This is a genomic window from Halorussus vallis (assembly GCF_024138165.1).
Taxonomy (GTDB): domain Archaea; phylum Halobacteriota; class Halobacteria; order Halobacteriales; family Haladaptataceae; genus Halorussus; species Halorussus vallis.
On the sequence record NZ_CP100000.1, the window covers coordinates 1,897,290 to 1,915,622 of the forward strand.

At 66.8% G+C, this 18,333-nt stretch carries 16 protein-coding genes; 9 read left to right on the forward strand and 7 right to left on the reverse strand.

Translation table 11 applies throughout. From position 1 onward, the window contains the following. Positions 1 to 186 precede the first annotated feature (186 nt). Positions 187 to 1,194 (forward strand): DUF7972 family membrane protein, encoded by a 1,008-nt coding sequence (locus NGM07_RS09655; RefSeq protein ID WP_253519976.1) that lies wholly within the window; start codon positions 187 to 189, stop codon positions 1,192 to 1,194. 7 nt (positions 1,195 to 1,201) lie between these two features. Here the strand turns inward: NGM07_RS09655 and NGM07_RS09660 are convergent, their stop codons facing one another. Both NGM07_RS09660 and NGM07_RS09665 read right to left on the reverse strand, forming a co-directional pair. Next, a complete protein-coding gene (locus tag NGM07_RS09660; RefSeq protein WP_253519979.1) occupies positions 1,202 to 1,903 on the reverse strand; it encodes an Nmad3 family putative nucleotide modification protein in 702 nt (233 codons plus the stop codon). An 87-nt stretch (positions 1,904 to 1,990) separates the two neighbouring features. After that, positions 1,991 to 2,260, reverse strand: a complete 270-nt coding sequence (locus tag NGM07_RS09665) for a zinc ribbon domain-containing protein (protein WP_253519981.1) — start codon at positions 2,258 to 2,260, stop codon at positions 1,991 to 1,993. 83 nt (positions 2,261 to 2,343) lie between these two features. Between NGM07_RS09665 and NGM07_RS09670 the strand changes: the two genes are divergently transcribed. Beyond that, the gene (locus NGM07_RS09670; RefSeq protein WP_253519983.1) at positions 2,344 to 3,612 is read left to right on the forward strand and encodes an aryl-sulfate sulfotransferase; all 1,269 of its coding nucleotides are present in this window, start codon (positions 2,344 to 2,346) and stop codon (positions 3,610 to 3,612) included. 67 nt (positions 3,613 to 3,679) lie between these two features. Here the strand turns inward: NGM07_RS09670 and NGM07_RS09675 are convergent, their stop codons facing one another. From NGM07_RS09675 to NGM07_RS09685, 3 genes are all read right to left on the reverse strand, one after another. Next, positions 3,680 to 4,768, reverse strand: a complete 1,089-nt coding sequence (locus NGM07_RS09675; RefSeq protein WP_253519985.1) for a PQQ-dependent sugar dehydrogenase — start codon at positions 4,766 to 4,768, stop codon at positions 3,680 to 3,682. A 251-nt stretch (positions 4,769 to 5,019) separates the two neighbouring features. Continuing rightward, a complete protein-coding gene (locus NGM07_RS09680) occupies positions 5,020 to 5,271 on the reverse strand; it encodes a DUF7123 family protein (protein ID WP_253519987.1) in 252 nt (83 codons plus the stop codon). 337 nt (positions 5,272 to 5,608) lie between these two features. Further along, positions 5,609 to 6,403, reverse strand: a complete 795-nt coding sequence (locus tag NGM07_RS09685; protein WP_253519989.1) for a molybdopterin synthase — start codon at positions 6,401 to 6,403, stop codon at positions 5,609 to 5,611. A 101-nt stretch (positions 6,404 to 6,504) separates the two neighbouring features. Here NGM07_RS09685 and pyrH point away from each other — a divergent pair, with 101 nt between their 5' ends. The 5 genes from pyrH to NGM07_RS09710 all read left to right on the forward strand — a co-directional run bounded on the left by pyrH (position 6,505) and on the right by NGM07_RS09710 (position 13,905). Continuing rightward, the gene (pyrH, locus tag NGM07_RS09690; protein ID WP_253519991.1) at positions 6,505 to 7,230 is read left to right on the forward strand and encodes a UMP kinase; all 726 of its coding nucleotides are present in this window, start codon (positions 6,505 to 6,507) and stop codon (positions 7,228 to 7,230) included. Further along, positions 7,227 to 9,044, forward strand: coding sequence for a lysine--tRNA ligase (gene lysS, locus NGM07_RS09695; protein WP_382194206.1), 1,818 nt, complete (start codon positions 7,227 to 7,229; stop codon positions 9,042 to 9,044). Before pyrH ends, lysS begins: the two co-directional genes overlap by 4 nt. Before the next feature lie 109 nt (positions 9,045 to 9,153). Further along, a complete protein-coding gene (locus NGM07_RS09700) occupies positions 9,154 to 9,555 on the forward strand; it encodes a hypothetical protein (protein ID WP_253519994.1) in 402 nt (133 codons plus the stop codon). A 52-nt stretch (positions 9,556 to 9,607) separates the two neighbouring features. Further along, a complete protein-coding gene (locus NGM07_RS09705; protein ID WP_253519997.1) occupies positions 9,608 to 11,398 on the forward strand; it encodes a site-2 protease family protein in 1,791 nt (596 codons plus the stop codon). Positions 11,399 to 11,517: 119 nt separating this feature from the next. Further along, a complete protein-coding gene (locus NGM07_RS09710; RefSeq protein WP_253520000.1) occupies positions 11,518 to 13,905 on the forward strand; it encodes an MEDS domain-containing protein in 2,388 nt (795 codons plus the stop codon). Between the two features lie 37 nt (positions 13,906 to 13,942). Here NGM07_RS09710 and NGM07_RS09715 read toward each other — a convergent pair whose 3' ends face one another. Further along, on the reverse strand, positions 13,943 to 14,464 hold the full coding sequence (locus NGM07_RS09715; RefSeq protein WP_253520003.1) for a helix-turn-helix transcriptional regulator: 522 nt from the start codon (positions 14,462 to 14,464) through the stop codon (positions 13,943 to 13,945). A 139-nt stretch (positions 14,465 to 14,603) separates the two neighbouring features. On the opposite strand from NGM07_RS09715, the gene NGM07_RS09720 reads away from it, so the two are divergent. Next, positions 14,604 to 16,136, forward strand: coding sequence for a heme-binding protein (locus NGM07_RS09720; protein WP_253520006.1), 1,533 nt, complete (start codon positions 14,604 to 14,606; stop codon positions 16,134 to 16,136). Between the two features lie 53 nt (positions 16,137 to 16,189). Here the strand turns inward: NGM07_RS09720 and NGM07_RS09725 are convergent, their stop codons facing one another. Continuing rightward, complete coding sequence (locus tag NGM07_RS09725) at positions 16,190 to 16,660, reverse strand: hypothetical protein (protein ID WP_253520008.1); 471 nt, start codon at positions 16,658 to 16,660, stop codon at positions 16,190 to 16,192. Positions 16,661 to 16,858: 198 nt separating this feature from the next. Here NGM07_RS09725 and NGM07_RS09730 point away from each other — a divergent pair, with 198 nt between their 5' ends. Further along, positions 16,859 to 17,773 carry an acyltransferase gene (locus tag NGM07_RS09730; RefSeq protein WP_253520011.1) on the forward strand — a complete coding sequence of 305 codons (915 nt, stop codon included), beginning with the start codon at positions 16,859 to 16,861 and terminating at the stop codon, positions 17,771 to 17,773. Positions 17,774 to 18,333: the final 560 nt, after the last annotated feature.

Genomic DNA, 18,333 nt, shown 5'->3' on the forward strand with positions numbered 1-18,333 from the left:
TCGCGACTCCTACCGACGACGGATAAACGTTTGCGAGCCGAGATGTGGCGCGGAGTTCGAAGCCGGACGGAGAACGTCACCTCCGAAACCTGGTAGTTCGGTCCACGCGACGATTCGGCCGACGGACGAGCGCAGACTCCTCGCCTCGGCGAACACGATTATGGTCGCTCCGACCGACCCACGACCATGCAGAAGGAGGAGGGTGCACGGGACGACCTGCCGGAGGAAGACGTTCCGCGCGACCGGTTCGAGACGAGGCTTCCGGCGCGGACCGCGTTCGGCCGCTGGTTCTTCTTCGAGGCGAACCGCGGCGTGATCACGGCCATCGTCCTGCTCGGCGTCCTCGTCTCGTTTCTCGGGGCCGGGTCGACGGGCCTGGTCACCTTCCGGAACGAGGACAGCGTCGTCCTCCTGTTGAGCGTGCTCATCGGCGGCAACTTCACGCTCATCACCATCAACCAACTCGTCCTCTCCCGGGAGTTCGGCAAACCCCACGTACTCCGCGAGCGCAACGAGGGAATCGCGGAGTTCCGTCGGGACGTCCAGCGACTGGCCGGCGTGAGGAACAACCCGATAGACCCCTTCGAGTTCGTGCGGACGATTCTGGCGGCGATAGACGAGCGAGCGCGGGTCATCGAGAGCGTCGGAGTCGAAGCGACCGACCCGAGGTTGCGCGAAGACGCCCGGGAGTACGCCGAGGCGGTGACCGAAGACGTGGCGATGGTCGACACCGTCCTCGCCGAGGAGAAGTTCGGGACCTTCCGCCCGCTGGTCACGATGCTCTACTACCGCACCGCGTGGCAGCTACACGGCGCGAAGCGAATCCAGTACGAACACGGCGGCGCGCTCCCCGACCGCGCCGCCGCGGCGGTCGACGACCTCGGAGACCTCCTCCAGACGTACAACGTCGCCCGGGAGTACCTCCAGACGGTGTACCTCCAGGACCAACTAGCGAAGCTCTCGCGGTTCCTGCTCTACGTGGGCGTTCCGACGCTGCTCGCCATAGGCCTGGTCATGCTCGTCTACACACGGGGCGGCGGAGTCACCGTCCCGCCCGACGCCCTGCCGATGGTGATCAGCGTGACCGCGACGCTGGCGTTCGCACCGCTGACCATCGTGCTCGCGTACGTGATCAGGGTCCCGACCATCGTGAGTCGGATGCCGATGCTCAACCCGTTCATCACGGACGGGTGAGCGCCCGTCACCGAATCTCGGCGCGTTCGAGTAGTTCGGCCGTCTCCGCCTCGCCGAACTTCATGGGCCGGCGCCACCACGGTCCCTTGCCCGAGTCGCTCGACAGTTCCGTGACGACCGCGTTAGCTGTCGACCCGCGCTCGGGCGAACTCAGCGGCACCGCCGTCTCGTACAGTCCCGACTCGGCCTCGTCGCCGACCAGCAACACCGCGGCGTCGAACTCCTCGCGCTTGACGTGGGCGTTACTGGCGAACGCTTCGCGCTCGTCCGCGGGCAGGTCGGCGTACGCCTCGCCGGAGACGGGGTCGCGGGCGAGGCGGAACTGCCCCACGATGTAGGCGCCCCAGTCGGGGGCGATCCACTCCTCCTCGGGGTCGCCGCGGGTCGTGAGCGTCGCGTAGAAGAGCGCGTAGTCACCCGCCTCTAGTTCTAGCAGGGGCCGGGCCTTCACGCCGTAGGGGTCGCCGTAGGTGTAGCCGTCGCACTGGGGGTACTCGGCGAACTCGGGGTCGAGGTGGACCGGCGTCTCGGCCGCGCCCGCGGGGAGTTCGGTCTCTAGACCGAGGTCGGCGTACGTCGGCACCGCGACGCCGGTCGGCGCGTCCTCGGGAATCGGAACGAACTCGAAGCTTCCGTCCGGGTAGATGGGGCCTCGAACGCCGGGGGCGTTGGTGTTGGCCCCGACGTTGATGGCGACTGCGCGCGGCATACCGACACCTCCGGGGCGGAGCGAGAAATGACTTTCACACCGGCGCGGGCGGCGGAGTCCGGTCGGCGGAACCGGAAGCGTCGGGACTCACCGCGCGGTTATCGGCCTGACGCAGCTTCGGCAGTACGTGTACCCCGTCTCGTTCTCCTCGCCGCAGTTCGGACAGACCAGCGTCCCCGGGTCGTCGGTCCGGCGCTCGTCGAACTCCGTGACCTCTTCGAGCGCGACCCGGTCGGCGTTCGGCGGCGTCGAGCGGAACAGCGGCGCGTCGTCGTCGCTCCGCAGGTACCGGTAGAGGAGCAACTGGACGAGCGAGAACAGCAGCACGTACAGGACGATCCAACCCCAGACGCCCATATCGTGCCATACGTTCTCATGGTACTTTGGTCTTCTGACGGCGGACCGTCAGGGCTTAACCCCGTCGGCCGACACTCCACCGCATGAAGCGACGGAGGCGGATGCGGTATCTGGCATGGGTGGCGTTGCTGCTCGGGGTGGCGTTCGGCGCGCAAGGACTGGCGGCCGACCGCGGGCTCTCGGCGTCCTCGGCCGCGGGCGGTCCGTACGAGGGCCACACCCTCATCGGCGTGCAGAGCTACGGCACCGACGGGCGGGCGGTGGTAGTGAACGATGACGGCGATGTCGTCTGGGAGTACGCGCCCGAGGACTCGCGGGTGTTCGACGTCGAGGAGTTGGCGAACGGCAACCGCCTCGTCGCGGTGACGACGAAGCTTCCGCCGGCCGAGTGCCCCGCCGAACACTTGGACCAGCGGTCCGACCACTGCATCGAGGCGAAGGTCCAGGAACTCGACCCCGAGACGAAGCAAGTCGTCTGGGAGTACTCGTGGTTCGACGAGAAGATTACCCACCACGAGGTTCACGACGTCGACCGACTCGACGGCGGGAAGACCGCGGTCGTGGACATGGGCAACGACCGGGCGTTCGTCGTGAACCGCTCGGGCGACATCACCTGGGAGTGGCACGCCGAGCGACATCTCGGCGCGGGGACCGCGTTCCGCGAGCGGTACGGCGGCCCCACGAACCCCGGCGGCGAGGCCGACTGGACGCACGTCAACGACATCGACGAACTGGCCAACGGGAACTTCCAGCTCTCGATCCGGAACTTCGACGCGGTGATCGAGGTCGACCGCGAGACGAAGCGAATCGTGAACGTCACCGGCGCGCCCGGCGACCACGGCGTGCTCCACCGCCAACACAACCCCTACATGCTCCGGAACGGGACGCTACTGGTCGCCGACAGCGAGAACGACCGCGTGGTCGAACTCGACCCCCAGACGGAGGAGGTCGTCTGGCAGTACGGCGGTCGGGGCCTGCTCCACTGGCCGCGGGACGCCGACCGCCTGCCGAACGGCAACACGCTCATCGTCGACACCTTCAACAACCGAATCGTGGAGATAAACGGACGCGGCGAGGTCGTCTGGGAGTACGAGGGCGTGATGATGCCCTACACCGCCGACCGCCTCTCGGTTCCGGAGGAGGACCACGAAACCGTCCCCGGGTCCCAACTCCAGAGTCGCTACGTCGGCACGGGGGGCGTCGAGAGCCTCCTCAAACAGGCCGAGGCCTACGCCGCGTTCGTCTTCCCGGCGTGGGTGAAGTTGCCCGAACTGCTGACGCTGGCCGCGGCGGTCCTCTCGGTCCTGGGACTGTTCGCGGACGGCGCGCTCGGCCTCGTGCGCAGGCGATGAGCGAATCGCGAGAGAACACTCGGCGGAATCCGCGAGAGAACACTCGACCGGGTCCACGTGAGAACGCTCAGGCCGGCCGAATCCGCAGGATGCGGTCGTCCTGGGGCGCGGGGGTCCCCCGTCCGTCGCGGTTGCTCGTCGTGAGATAGAGGTCGCCGCCCGGGCCGGCGAAGGCGGTCCGGAGACGGCCGTACTTCCCGTCCAGCAGGCGCTGCTGTTCGACCACGTTCCCCCGGTCGTCGATTCGCACCCGGCGGAGGTGCTGGCCCGCCAGCGTCCCGAAGAAGAAGTCTCCCCGCCAGTCGCCGATAGGGCCGTCGTAGAACGTCGCACCGCCGGGCGCGACGGTCGGCGTGTAGGACGTCAGGGGGTCGGTGAACCGCTTGCGGTCGCTCGCTCCGGTCACCTTCGGCCAGCCGTAGTTCTCGCCCGCCCGGAGGACGTTGATTTCGTCGGCCTCGTCGGGCCCGTGTTCGGTGGCGTACAGGGTTCCGTTGCGCCACGCTAACCCCTGCGGGTTCCGGTGGCCGTAGGTGTACACCGCAGTCCCGAAGGGGTTGTCCGGATGCGGCTTCCCGTCGGGCGTGAGTCGCAACACCTTCCCGGCCAGCGAGTCGCGGTCCTGGGCCTGGCTCCCGTGGCCGGCGTCGCCGGTCGTGACGTAGAGCGCGCCGTCGGGACCGAACGCGATGCGGCCGCCGTCGTGGTTGTACGCGCCGGGGATGCCATCGAACACCACCGACTCGCGGGCGAAGTCCTCCGAGACGCGGTGTCGGACCACCCGGTTTCTGAGGCCGTCGGCCGACTCGTAGGTCTGGTAGGTGTACGCGAGGTCCGACTTTTCGGGGTGGAACGCCAGGCCCAGCAAGCCGCCCTCGCCCCGGTGGGCGACGACGTCGGTGAGGTCGGCCAGCAACTCCTTGCGGTAGTTCTCCCGCGTGACGCGCTGTATCCGGCCGGGACGCTCGGTGACGTAGAGGTCGCCGTCGGGGCCGAACGCGACGCCCCACGGAATCTCCAGTTCCATCGTCACCGTCTGGATGCGGAACTGGGTGGCCTCGGTCGTGGTGGTGGCCGATTGACTCCGCGCGGGCTTCAGACAGCCAGCGGCACCGGCGAGGGCGGCCAGGGACCCCAGATACGCGCGTCGCTTCATGCCCGAACAAGAGGGCGCGGCCAGAAAAAAGTAGCGCGGTTCGGGCCGCGAGTGGTCGGGCGACGGTCGGAGAATCGCAATCGGTCGTACGGATGCGGACGACCGGTTATGCAAATGGGGACGACCGGCGACGGTGCCCGTCGCCGGTCGTCGTTACCTGCGCGAAAAGGGGAATATGAACGGAAACGGAAGGGACCATCCGGGGACCACCGGACGGCGTGGTACGCGTTCTGGACGCTACGCGGGCGACGTTACGCGGAACAGACCCGCCAGGTCGTCGCGCTCGTGTACGACCACTTCTCGATCTCCAGGTCGACGGCGGAGTCCTTGAGCTTGACCATCAGGGCGCCGATCTCCTTGGCGGAGAGACCGACTTCGTCGGCGATGAACTTGCTCTTGAAGTACATCTCGCCGTCGGCGGCTTCACGCGCGAGGAACGCCTTGAGCCGCTGTTCCTTCGACTGCGGTTCGGGGGCTTCGGAGGGCTTCGTGGTTGCGCTCATGCCTCACTCCCCGCTTTGACCGGAGGGGTGTTATAAAGGGCAGATGATTAGTGTCGTTTTCCGAGCGTTCACCTCAATCGGAAAACACGTGGGCGGAAAATGAGGTGAAAGCCACTTTTTACGACGTTTTCTTCGCGCCTTAGATAGTTCAAAAGTCCCTCTGGGACTTCGTTTCACTTCCTTCGAGACTGTCGTCCATCGTCTTGCGGATGGATGACAATCGACACGGTCGTGCGGCGCTCCGGCGGAATTCGAACCGGAAATCGCGGGCAGTTCGAGACGGCGCGCGCGGTCGCCGGGTCGGTCGAAACCACCTGCGCCACCGACCGGGAGCGACCTACGACCGCTCGTGGACCCAGAACTGCTCGTCGGTCGTGACCTCCTTCTTGAAGATCGGCACCTCGTCCTTCAGCCGATTGATGCCGTCCTCGACCGTCCGGAACGCCTCCTCGCGGTGGCCCGCCAGCACGACCACGAACACGATGTCCTCGCCGTACTCGATGACGCCCGTCCGATGGTGCATCACCACCTCGAAGACGCCCTCGCGCTCCTCGAGTTCGGCGGCGATGGCGGCCATTCGCTCCTCGGCGACCCCCTCGTACTTCTCGAACTCCAAGAACTCGGTCGATTCGTCCTCGGGGTCCTCCTTCGCGCGTACCCGGCCGGTGAAGGTGGCGATGGCGCCCGAGTACGGCGCGGCCTCCGAGTCCTTCGCGCGGGCGACCAGCGACTCTAGCGTCTCGTAGGGTTCGATAGCCTCGAGTTTCGCGAGGACCTCCTCGGGGTCGACGTCGCTCGCTTCCACGGCTTTCACGAGCGTCTCGCCCCGGCACTCGGCGCCGTCGAGGGTCACAGTCGGCACGTCGGCATCCGGGAATCCGACCAGCAACGCGTAGTCGTGGTCGGGTGCGAGGTCTTCGAGCACGCTCGTCAGCGTCCGGCCGTCGCCGGAGGCCGACCACTCGTTTTCGGAGAGCCGGTACTTCGCGCTCGCGGGTGTTTCGCCCGCGCCGACGTCAGTTTCGCGGCGCTCGACCTCCGCGACGCGAGCGGTTTCGCCGAGTCGGGAAGCCAGCCTGTCGGCGACCGCCCGAGACGCCGAGTCGGGGCCGACGACGCCCAGCACGTACATAGCCGAACCATGGGCCGGGGCGCGCAAGTAGGCTTCGGTGACCCGAGCGCGCCCGGCAGTTGGCAACCCTTAAGGCCGCGTCCGGGCTACTCGGCGACAGAATGAAAGTAGTCGTCTCCATCGGCGGGAGCGTGCTCGCGCCCGACCTCGGGTCCGAGCGGGTGCAGGCGCACGCGAACGTCATCGAGGACCTCGCCGCCGAAGGGTGCACCGTCGGAACCGTCGTCGGCGGGGGCGGTGTCGCCCGCGAGTACATCGGCGCGGCCCGCGACCTCGGCGCGAACGAGATCGAACTCGACGACATCGGCATCGACGTGACGCGGCTGAACGCCCGGCTTCTCATCGCCGCGCTCTCCGAGCAGGCCGCGCCCAGTCCGCCCAAGGACTACGAGGCGGCCGGCCGCGCGATGCACCGCGGCGACATCACCGTGATGGGCGGGGTGACCCCCGGCCAGACCACCGACGCCGTCAGCGCCGCCCTCGCGGAGTACGTCAACGCCGACTTGCTCGTGTACGCGACCAGCGTCAACGGCGTGTTCAGCGACGACCCCAACGAGAACGCCGACGCTCAGAAATTCGACGAACTCGACGCCGGCGAACTGGTCGACGTCATCGCCGGCATCGAGATGACCGCCGGCAGTTCCGCGCCGGTCGACCTGCTGGCGGCCAAACTCATCGAGCGATCGGGCGTCCGAACCATCGTCCTCGACGGCACCGAACCCGAGCGGGTCGCCGACGCGGTCCGATTCGGCGAGCACGACGGCACCGACATCATCCCCGAGGGCACCGACGACCAGATGACCTACTGGGTGAGCGACGAGCGATGAGCGACGACGCGGAAGACCGGGCGATGCACCCCGACGACGACCCCTACGTGCTCCAGGGACCCCAGCCCCACGCCTTCTGGGCCGAATCGGTCGCCGAGAAGGTGCTTGACCGCGTGCGCGAGGACCCCGACCGCGACCCCGACGACCCCATCGTCATCAAGGGCGGCATCTCGCCCTCCGGGGTCCCGCACCTCGGCAACATGAACGAGATCGTCCGGGGCTACTTCGTGGCCGAAGCTCTGCGCGACCGGGGCCACGAGGTCCGACAGGTGTTCACCGCCGACGACCGCGACCCCCTGCGGGGCCTCCCGCGAAAGCTCGCCGACCTCGACGGCGAGGTCGTGGACCTCGGGGACGTGAACGCCGGCGCGCTCGGGCGGAACCTCGGCAAGCCCTACACCGCGATTCCGGACCCCTTCGGATGCTGTGACTCCTACGGCGACCACTTCGCGAACCTCATCCAGCGGAGCGCCGAACTGCTCGGCATCCCGGTCGAGATGGTCTCGAACACCGACCTCTACGAGTCGGGCGAGTTCGAGGACGCGACCCACTACCTGCTGGAGAACCGCGAGACGGCCCGCGAGGTGCTCGCCCACTACCAGGACAAGGTCGACGAGGACTACGTCCCGTTCAACCCCGTCTGCGAGGAGTGCGGCAAGATAACCGAGACGGTGACGGCCGTGAACCTCGGCGAATCTCCCGAAGAAACCACCGTCGAGTACGTCTGCACCGACATGGAGGCCGGCGACCAGACCATCGACGGCTGCGGCCACGAGGGCACCGCCTCGCTTCGAGAGGGCAAACTCCCGTGGCGCTTCGAGTGGCCCGCCCAGTGGCAGGTGCTCGGCGTCGACCACGAGCCGTTCGGCAAGGACCACGCCGAGGGCTCGTGGCCCAGCGGGTCGGACGTGGCCCGGAACGTGCTCGGAATCGATCCGCCGGTCCCGATGGCCTACGAGTGGTTCACCCTCGACGGCGAGCCATTCTCCTCGTCGTCAGGTCACGTCGTGATGGTTCAGGACGTTCTGGAGACGATAGAGCCGGAGGTGTTGCGGTACTTCTTCACCAAGAACCCCAGCAAGGCCCGGGACTTCAACGTCGAGCACCTCGACTTCCTCGTCGACGACTTCGACGAACTGGAGGCGACGTTCTACGACGAGCGCGAGGCCGAGGAGAAGGAAGTCGAGATAGCCGACGCGTCGTACCCGCCGGTGATTCGCCCCTCCGTGGCCGCCCGATTCGACGCCGACGGCGAGCCAATTTCGGACCGCGAGCGCGACAGCGTCCCCGTCACCGACCCCGACCGCCGCGCCCGACTCGGCGACGTCATCACCGACACCTTCCGCGAGCGAGTGCGACTACCCTACACCTTCGCAGCCGTGCTCGGGATGACCGACGACCCCGAGCTTCGAGAGGAAATCGCCCGCCGGGAGGGCCACGTCGCCGACGACGCGCCGGAGTGGGCCGTCGAGATGGCGCTGGGCCGAGTCAAGCGCGCCCGCGAGTGGGCCCGCCGGACCGAAAACGAGTTCGACTACGACCTGAAGCGGACCGAGATGCCCGCCGTGGACCTCGACGCCGAAACCGAGGCCGCGCTCGACGAACTCGCCGACTTCGTCGAAACCCACGACGACCCCGACGAGATACAGGGCGAGATATACGAAACCGCGAAGCGTCACGACATCGACATCGGCGAGTTCTTCTCGGTCGGTTACCGGCTCTTTTTCGACGACGAGCAGGGACCGAAACTCGGCCCGTTCCTCGCGAAACTCGACCGCGAGTTCGTGCTAACCCGGCTCCGACGGCGGGGTTAGGCTGTTCCTACGGAGTCGTAACGACTGCATAACAAAGTGACTCGTCGCCGTTAATTTACGTTGAAGTCGGCCGACGCGGTACAGTCGGTCCGATAGATAGGAGATACTTATGTCCCTGATCGAACTCAACTTGGAGAAACCGGCGCTCAAGCGCGTCGAGGCAGCGGAACCGAAACAGATCGAATCGTCGCAGGGCTCGTCGGGCACGTCGAGCAGTCACCAGTCGACCGACAAGCAATCGAGCGGTCAGCAGCAGTCCCAGTCCGAGAGTTCGCAGTCGCAGTCGAGCGACCAGCAGTCCCAGTCGGGAAGCTCTCAGTCCGGCGGCAAGAGCCGCATCCGAAAGTACGGCCGCCGGTTCGCCGTCCTCGGTGGCACCGCCGCGGGCGTCGCCGCCGCCCGAAAGATCCGCCAGCGCCAGAAGAAGAAGGGCTCTGAGCAGCAGAACCTCGAAGAGGACTGGCAGACCGCAGACTCCCCGTCCGGGTCGCAGTCCTCCTCGTCCAAGTAGCGTCGACGGCGTTCCCAAACGCATTTGACCGCCGCGTCCTTTTTTCCGTGCGATGAACGACACCCTCGTGTGGGTACTCGTCGGGATCGCGCTGTACTGGCTCGGAGCGCTGTATCTCGACTCACAGGGGCTGCTTCCGGCGTACGTCGGAACCCAGGGGCCGATTCTGACGATTCACACCAAGCGCGGCAAGCAGCTGTTGAACTTGCTCGCGCGCCCGAAGCGCTTCTGGCGGGCGTGGGGGAACTTCGGCCTCGGCATCGCGCTCGTCGTGATGGTCGGGACGTTCCTCCTGCTCGTGGTTCAGGCGGTTTCGGTCATCCAGAATCCCCCCGCGCCGTCGGTCGCCACCCAGCCGCGTAACGTCCTAGTCATCCCCGGCGTCAACCAGTTCCTCCCGCTGTCGGTCGCGCCCGAAATCATGTTCGGCCTGCTCGTCGGCCTCGTCGTCCACGAAGGTGGTCACGCCATCATGTGCAGGGTCGAGGACATCGAGATCGAGTCGATGGGCATCGCGGCGCTCGCCATCCTCCCGGTCGGCGCGTTCGTCGAACCGGACGAAGAGAGCAGGCGGGAGGCCGACCGCGGGAGCCAGAGCCGGATGTTCGCCGCGGGCGTGACGAACAACTTCGCGATTGTGCTGGTTTCGTTCTTGCTACTCTTCGGTCCCGTCGTCGGTTCCATCGCGGTCGCGCCCGGCGCGGCCGTCGGGGGCGTCATGCCGGGGTCGGCCGCCGACGGAAAGCTCCAGGCCGGCGACCGCATCGTCGCGGTGAACGGGCAGGCGGTCGAGAGCAACGAGGACCTCGGTCGGACGCTCTCGACCGTCGAGGGCCGGACGGTTTCGGTCGAACTGGCGGGCGGCGGAACCGCGAGCATTCGGCGCTCGTTGCTGATCGCCGGCATCTACACGAACTCGCCGTTCGCCGGCACGCTCGACAAGGGCGACACCATCGCCGCCGTCAACGGGACGAACGTCCACACCGAAGAGGGCTTCTACGACGCCGTCGCCGACCGGAAGGTGGCGACGCTCCGGACCGAGAACGGAACGACCGCGACCGGACCCGTCGGCGCGCTCGTGACCGTCCAGTCGAGCGGCCCGAGCGCGAAGGCGGGCCTGCCGACCTCGGGGACGGTGGTCGTGACCGAGATAGACGGCGAGCGCATCACCAACTCGTCGGACCTGAGCGCCACGCTCGACCGACGTCGGCCGGAACAGACGGTCACCGTCGAGGCCTACGTCAACGGCACGCCCCGGACCTACGACGTGACGCTCGGCCAGAACGCCAACGGCGAGGCCATCATGGGCGTCTACGTCATGCAGGGGACCAGCGGCATCACCCTCAGCAGTTTCGGCGTCCAACTCTACCCGGCCGCGCAGTACCTCTCGCTGTTGGGCGGGCAGTTTGGTAACTTCGCTGGCGGGAGCCTCGGCCCCGTGGCCTCGTTCCTCTCGGGCATGCTCGGCGTCCTGTTGTTGCCGTTTGCCAGCGTCTCGCTCCAGACCACGTACAACTTCGCCGGCTTCGTGGCGTGGAACGGCGGCTTCTACACCGCCGCGGGCGGGCCGCTGTCGTTCCTCGGCGACTGGGGGCTGTTCCTGTTCGCCAACGTTCTGTTCTGGACCGGGTGGGTCAACCTCAACCTCGGGTTCTTCAATTGCATCCCGGCGTTCCCGCTCGACGGCGGCCACATCCTCCGGATGAGCACGGAGGCCATCGTCTCGCGGCTCCCGACGAACCAGGGCCGCGAACTCACGACGATGGTCACGACGACCATCGGCCTCGTGATGCTGGTGAGCCTGTTGCTGATGGTGTTCGGGCCGCAGTTGTTGTCCGGGTGAGCGGGTTCGGGGACCCGGCCTTCGTCGGAAAACGTTTATATACTCGTTGAAATGTCGTTGATTGAGATAGTCGCACGCACAGCACCAACTTTTTGACTCCCTGAACTCTATCGAGGGCAATGAGCCAAGGGACCGACCCCGAGGAGCGGTCCGACGCGTCGCGGGTACAGAGCGGAATCGAGGGACTACGCTGGAGTCCCGCGCTCCGCGGACCGGTCGAACCTCCCCAACACCACGACCACGACGACGAGGTGGCGAACGACCATCTCGCGTCCATCTACACCGACCGGCGCGAGCAGTTCGCGGCGGCCGTGCCGTTCATCGAACAGGGACTCGAACGCGGCGAGCGATGCCTCTACGTCGCAGACGAGAACTCCGAAGAGGCGGTGCTGGCGGCGATGCGAAACCGCGGCGTCGACGTGGACGCCGCCATCGATTCCGGACAGCTCTCCATCCATACGAAGGCGGACACGTACCTCAGAACCGGTGACTTCGACAGGGGCGCGATGGTCGAGTTCTGGGAGGATACCCTCCGGCGAGCGAAGGACGAAGAGGGGTACGCGGGCGTCAGGGCGGCGGCGGAGATGACGTGGGCGCTGGACGGCGACGCGAGCCTCGACGAACTGACCGAGTACGAGGCGATACTCAACACCGTCTACTCCGGCGAGGACTACGCCGTCCTCTGTCAGTACAACCGCGAGCGGTTTCCCCCGGAAGTCGTCCGCGACGTCGTCCGGACCCACCCGCACCTCATCGCCGACAGCACGGTGTACCACAACGTCTACTACACGCCGCCGGAGGAGTACTTCGGTCCCGACGACGCGGCCCGGGAGGTCGACCGGATGATGGGGACGCTCCGGGAGCGGACCGAAGTGAAGACGGAGTTGAAGGAGCGCCAGCGGTACCTGCGCAAGCAGAACGAAATCACGGCCAGTCCGGACCGCACGTTCGAGGAGAAGCTTCAGGCGCTGTTCGAACTCGGCTGCGAGCGCTTCGACCTCGAACTCGGCGCGATGGCCACGGTCGACCCGGAAACCGACCGCTTCGAAATCGAGTACACCAGCGGCGACCACGAGCACTTCGAGCCGGGATTCGAACTCCCGCTGTCGGAAACCTACTGCACCGCCGCCACCGAGGCGAAGGGGCCGGCGAGCGTCTCCGACCCGCGGGCGGACGGGTACGACGACGTCACCGTCAACCGAAAGTTCGGGCTGAAAGCGTACCTCGGCACCTACGTCGAGGTCGACGGCGACTTCGACCGGACGTTCTTCTTCGTCTCCTCGCAGTCCCGTAGCGAACCGTTCTCCGACGAGGAGCGGTCGTTCAACCGACTGTTGGGCCAGTGGGTGAAGTACGAACTCGAACGCCGTCAGCGCGAGCGCCACCAGCGGGCCCTGTACGAGATCACGGCCGACGCCGACCGGACGTTCGAGGAGAAACTCCAGGCGCTGTTCGAACTCGGCTGCGAGCGCTTCGACCTCGAACTCGGCGGACTGGCCCGAATCGACCCGGAGTCCGACCACTTCGAGGTCGAGACCATCAGCGGCGACCACGAGCACCTGGTGCCGGGCGCACAGGTCGCGCTCTCGGAGACGTACTGTCGCGTCTTCGTCGACGAAACCGACGTGAAGGGCATCACCGACCCGCTCGACAGCGGCTTCCAGGGGACGCTGGCGTACGAGGAGTTCGGCGTGAAAGCATACCTCGGGACCCGCCTCGAACTCGACGATGGCCCCGACCGGACGCTCTTTTTCGTCTCGACGGAGCCGCGCGAACGAGGGTTCTCGGAGGCCGAGCGGACGTTCCACCACCTGATGGGCCAGTGGGTGCAGTACGAACTCGAACGCTCAAACCGAGAGGAGCAACTCGAATCCAAGAACGAGCGCCTCGAATCGTTCGCGAGCATGCTCGCCCACGAACTGCGCAACCCCGTCACCATTGGCCAGATTTACGGCCAGCAGTTGCCGGACGAGGCCGACTCAACGGCCGTCGAGCACGTCACGGATGCGTTCGACCGCATCGAGAACATCATCGACGTGATGCTGGTGCTGACCCGCGACCGCGAGGCGATCGACGAGTGTTCGTCGGTCCGACTCGCCGACGCCGCTCGAGAGGCCTGGGACGACGTGGATACCCCCGACGCGACCCTCGACGTCGGGGTCGGGTGCGCGATACCGACCGACGAAACCTACGTCCGCCACCTGTTCCGGAATCTGTTCGAAAACTCCGTCGAACACGGCGGGTCGGACGTCACCGTCACGGTCGGCGACCTGCCGGACGGCTTCTACGTCGAGGACGACGGGGTCGGCATCCCCGAGTCAGACCGCGAGGACGTGTTCGAAGCGGGCTACACGACCGCCTCGAACGGCGGTGGGACCGGACTCGGACTGGCGTTCGTCCGCGAACTCGCCGACACCTACGGCTGGAGTTGCGGCGTGACCGAAAGCGAAGCGGGCGGCGTGCGCTTCGAGTTCCGGAACGTGGACGCCGACACCTCCGACGCGTAGTCGCTCCCCCCTGCTCCTCGCGGGCGAACCGAACGGCTCACTCCTCGCCGTCGAGTCCCATCCGCTCGTAGAACTCCTCCGGCGTGTCCGGAACGCGCTCGAAGTCGCCGAAGTCGCGCTCGTAGTGGCGAATTAGCTGTTCGACGATCCAGGCGCTGAACTCCTCGTCGAAGCGCCACTCGTCGTCGCGGTCCTCGACCTCGAAGCGGTCGTCGGTGGCGAACGCCGCGAAGACGTGGTAGAAACCCAGGATGACGTCGGCGAAGTCGCGGGCCTTCCCGCCGCTCTCGCGGCGCTTCTCGGCGAGTTCCTCGCGGCCCGCGTCGGTGAGTTCGAAGTACTTGCGGTCGGGTTCGTCCGCGCGCTCGATGCGCTCGGCCCAGCCCTTCTCCTCGAACTTGTAGAGAATCGGGTAGACCGACCCGTAGGAGGGCTCCCAGTGCCCGCCGCTTATCTCGCGTATCTCCTTGAGTATCTCGTACCCGTATCGCGGCTTCTCGTCGAGCAGTTCGAGCACGAGGTACGAGATGAGCCCTTTCGGCGGGCCGCTCTTCCGCATTGGTGGGGTATTTAAATCGCGGTTTTGAAAGACTTTCGGTCGGGGGGACGCCCGCCGCGAACGACCGGGTCGGTCCGGAGGCTGGAACCCGCGAGTGCGACTCAAAAACTCCTTAGGCCGTCGGTACCGAGGACGAACCATGACGAGAAAGCCACCGGCGACGAACGAAGGCTGGTACGCGCTACACGACTTCCGGACCGTGGACTGGGACGCGTGGCGCGACGCCCCCGAGCGAGTTCGGGAGCGCGCGCTCGGAGAGGGGACGGGATTCCTCCGGGCGCACGAGGACGTGACCGACGCCGAGGACGGCTCCTCGGCAGTCTTCACCGTCTTGGGCCACAAGGCCGACCTGCTCGTCCTGCACTTCCGGCCGGAGGTCTCGCAACTCGACACGGCCGAGCGGGCCTTCGAGGACACCGCGTTCGCGGAGTTCACCGAGCGCACCGGCTCGTACGTCTCGGTGACGGAGGTCGGCGGCTACAACTCCGAGGAGATGACCAAGGAACCCTCGGAGATAGAGGACACCGGGCTGGCCCGGTACGCCGAGAGCAAGCTCTACCCCCAGATCCCGGACGCCGAGTTCGTCTGCTTCTACCCGATGAACAAGCGCCGCCAGCCGGACCAGAACTGGTACGACCTGCCGTTCGACGAGCGCGCCGACATGCTCGACACCCACGGCGAGATCGGCAAGACCTACGCCGGCAAGGTCAAGCAGATAATCACCGGCTCCATCGGGATGGACGACTTCGAGTGGGGCGTCGACCTGTTCGGCGACGACCCGACCGATATCAAGGAACTGCTGTACGAACTCCGGTTCGACGAGAGCAGTTCGAAGTACGCCGAGTTCGGCACGTTCTACTTCGGCCGGCGGTTCCCGCCCGAGGACCTTCCGGCGTTCATGGCCGGCGAGACGGTGCCCGCCGAGGCGGGCGGAGCGGGCGGCCACCCCCACGGCGAGTCCGAGAGTCACCACGCCCACGGCGAGGGCGAGGGGAGCCACCACGGCTCCGGCGGCCATCACGGCGACTCGGGTGGTCACCACGGAGAGTCGGGACACGGCGCGGACGACGACTCCGACTCGGGGAGCATCCGCGGCGAACTCGAAGACCTCGACATCTACGCCGGTCAGCCCCACGGTGAGGACGTGTACGCGATGGTGCTGTACTCCGAAGCCGACCCCGAGGAACTGTTCGAGGAGGTTTCGGGCCTGCGGAAGAACTTCGACCACTACGACACCCACGTCAAGACCGCCGTCTACCAGAGTGAAACCGACCCCGAAGACGGCCGGGCGGCCGTCGTGAGCATCTGGGAGACCCAGAGCGCCGCCGACACCGCCGGCGGCTTCCTCGCGGACCTCCCCGGAATCGTCGCCAGAGCGGGCGAAGAGAGCGGCTTCGGCACGATGGGGATGTTCTACACCACCAAGCCCGAACACCGCGAGGACTTCGTCGAGAAGTTCGAAACCGTCGGCGGCGTGCTCGCCGACACCGAGGGCCACGTCGATACCGACCTGCTGGTCAACCGCGAGGAGGAGAACGACATGTTCATCGCCAGCCAGTGGGAGTCGAAGGAGGACGCGATGGGCTTCTTCCGGAGCGACGCCTTCAGCGACACCGTCTCGTGGGGCCGGGACGTGCTGGCCGACCGGCCGCGCCACGTCTTCTTGGCCTGAGCGTCCTCACTCGCGAAGCCGAATCGACTCTTCTACGCGGATTTCCACTGCTCCTACGAGGCGCGCTCGAAGCGGTCGGCGACCGCTTCGAGCGCGCGCCAGCCCAGGCCGGCCGCGAGCGCGAGCACCGCCGCGGCCAGCAGGCCGAGCCAGAGCCACACGACCGCGCTCACCGACGCGTCCGGCGACACCCCCGGCGCGGCCAGCACCGGCAGGGCGAACAGCGGCGCGAGGACGCTCCCGACCGCGGCCGCGGCCGACGCGACGAACAGGCCCCGCTGTCGGCGGGAGAACCGGACGCCGACGTTATCGCCGGGCGGGATGGCGAGTCCGAGCGCGGTGGTCGTGAGTCCGACCAGCGCGACGACGTAGAGGAACAGCAACGCCAGCCCCTCGACGAAGCCGTCGCTGCCGGGCGGCGACGGCGGAAGCGTTGCATACCGGACGACGGCGGAGCCGAGGAGCGCGACGCCGACGCCGGCGACCGGGAGTTGGAGGACGCCGAGACGGGAACGGAGTGTCACGAGCGGAGATTCGACAGCGATGAGATAAGTTTTGTGCGACCGCTCGGGTGCCAACGGCGGTGATTTTCGGCGTTCGACGCGTTCGCCTTCGTCTATCGTCGCGTCCGGTTTCGGCTATCGACGCGTACCGCCGCAACCAAAACCCCCATCAAGACAGAACGAGAAGGATTCGATAACGAGGCGACGGAGGCCCCCTGTATGACCAAACGACACGTAACTCTCCCGGACGAGATGGAGGCCGGACTCGAAGCGTTCCTCGGCGAGGTCGACGAGCGCCTGTCGAACGCGGGCCCGGACGAACCCGAGCGGACGTGCGAAGTGGTCGAGGAGGTGCTGGTCGACCTCCACGGCGACCGCGACGCCTACGACCGCTGGCAGGCCGGCGAGTCGGTTTCGCCCGCCGAGCGCGTGCGCCTCCAGAGCTACGACCCCTGCAACGCCACGCTGGAGAGCGAGTACTACGCCGAGAAGAACGAGGAGAAGTTCCGGCGCTCGAAGCACCTCCAGTGGCTCTGGCGGCAGTTCGACGCCACGCCGATGGCCGACAACGTCGAGTTCGCCCTGCGCTTCCGCCGGATGCTCGCCGACCACCTCTTCGCCGACTGCGGGGACAACTGCCGGTTCTTCAAGGGCATCTCGTTTACCTACGGCCACAACATCGAGGTCGGGGACAACACGGTCATCCACGACGACGTCCATCTGGACGACCGCGGAAAACTCACCATCGGCGACCGGGTGTCCATCTCCGACGACGCCCACGTCTACAGCCACGACCACGACGTAATCGACCAGACCGCCATCGAGAACTACCACACCGTCATCGAGGACGACGTGCGCCTGACCTACGACACGATGGTCCGGGCGGGCGTGAAACTCGGTGAGAACTCGGTGGTCGGCGCGAAGTCGGTCGTCCAGAACGACGTGCCCGCCCACCACATCGCCGTCGGGTCGCCCGCCAAGAGCGTCAAGATAAAGCCCGGGTGGGAGGACGTCGCCGAACCGCTGGACGCGGAGGTCGAAACCGACAAGGAGGCCCGGAAGATCGAGTACGAACTCCCGGACGACCTGGACGTCTTCGACGAGTTCGGACGCGATTTGCGTCCGCCGGAGTAGGACGTCCGTCCGTTCTGATTCTCGACTGAGTTCGACGATTAACAGCCGCAAGTGCCGGTACGGACGAGAGTGGGTCTGCGGGCGATTCGGTAACTTAGTGATTGAAGACTAATTCGGTGATTGGGTGATCGAAGTGTCCCGCTTGCACGATACAAATGAAACTGCAGCCACACGCCTCCCCAGCCGATTCCCTCGTTCGCTGGCGCTCACTCAGTCATCCACCGGAGGACAAACCGCGTCCTCCGAGCCTGCACTCGCTCCGCTCGCGCAGACCTCGCGCGAATTGTCGGCTCACGAGGCGCCGGGAGAGCTTCGCTCTCCCGAGCCTGCGCTCACTGCGTTCGCGCAGAAGCCGACAGCGCGCGCCGTGACCAAAGGACGACGTTTCGAATCTTCCCTTCTGCCGTGGCGCGTGTAGGCCCGTCGGACCGACGGTCCGACGGTGCCTCGCGCGAGGGACGACTGAGCGACTGCAAGGAGCGAAGGAGTCGGCTGGGGAGGGGTGTGGCCTGCGGTGGCGGTGCACTACTCATTTGAGTCGTGTGAGTGGCGGTCTGCGG

Coding starts and splice junctions, on each gene's coding strand:
- NGM07_RS09655 (WP_253519976.1), top strand. CDS start 187: ATGCAGAAGGAGGAGGGTGCACGGGACGACCTGCCGGAGGAAGACGTT.
- NGM07_RS09660 (WP_253519979.1), bottom strand. CDS start 1,903: ATGCCGCGCGCAGTCGCCATCAACGTCGGGGCCAACACCAACGCCCCC.
- NGM07_RS09665 (WP_253519981.1), bottom strand. CDS start 2,260: ATGGGCGTCTGGGGTTGGATCGTCCTGTACGTGCTGCTGTTCTCGCTC.
- NGM07_RS09670 (WP_253519983.1), top strand. CDS start 2,344: ATGAAGCGACGGAGGCGGATGCGGTATCTGGCATGGGTGGCGTTGCTG.
- NGM07_RS09675 (WP_253519985.1), bottom strand. CDS start 4,768: ATGAAGCGACGCGCGTATCTGGGGTCCCTGGCCGCCCTCGCCGGTGCC.
- NGM07_RS09680 (WP_253519987.1), bottom strand. CDS start 5,271: ATGAGCGCAACCACGAAGCCCTCCGAAGCCCCCGAACCGCAGTCGAAG.
- NGM07_RS09685 (WP_253519989.1), bottom strand. CDS start 6,403: ATGTACGTGCTGGGCGTCGTCGGCCCCGACTCGGCGTCTCGGGCGGTC.
- pyrH (WP_253519991.1), top strand. CDS start 6,505: ATGAAAGTAGTCGTCTCCATCGGCGGGAGCGTGCTCGCGCCCGACCTC.
- lysS (WP_382194206.1), top strand. CDS start 7,227: ATGAGCGACGACGCGGAAGACCGGGCGATGCACCCCGACGACGACCCC.
- NGM07_RS09700 (WP_253519994.1), top strand. CDS start 9,154: ATGTCCCTGATCGAACTCAACTTGGAGAAACCGGCGCTCAAGCGCGTC.
- NGM07_RS09705 (WP_253519997.1), top strand. CDS start 9,608: ATGAACGACACCCTCGTGTGGGTACTCGTCGGGATCGCGCTGTACTGG.
- NGM07_RS09710 (WP_253520000.1), top strand. CDS start 11,518: ATGAGCCAAGGGACCGACCCCGAGGAGCGGTCCGACGCGTCGCGGGTA.
- NGM07_RS09715 (WP_253520003.1), bottom strand. CDS start 14,464: ATGCGGAAGAGCGGCCCGCCGAAAGGGCTCATCTCGTACCTCGTGCTC.
- NGM07_RS09720 (WP_253520006.1), top strand. CDS start 14,604: ATGACGAGAAAGCCACCGGCGACGAACGAAGGCTGGTACGCGCTACAC.
- NGM07_RS09730 (WP_253520011.1), top strand. CDS start 16,859: ATGACCAAACGACACGTAACTCTCCCGGACGAGATGGAGGCCGGACTC.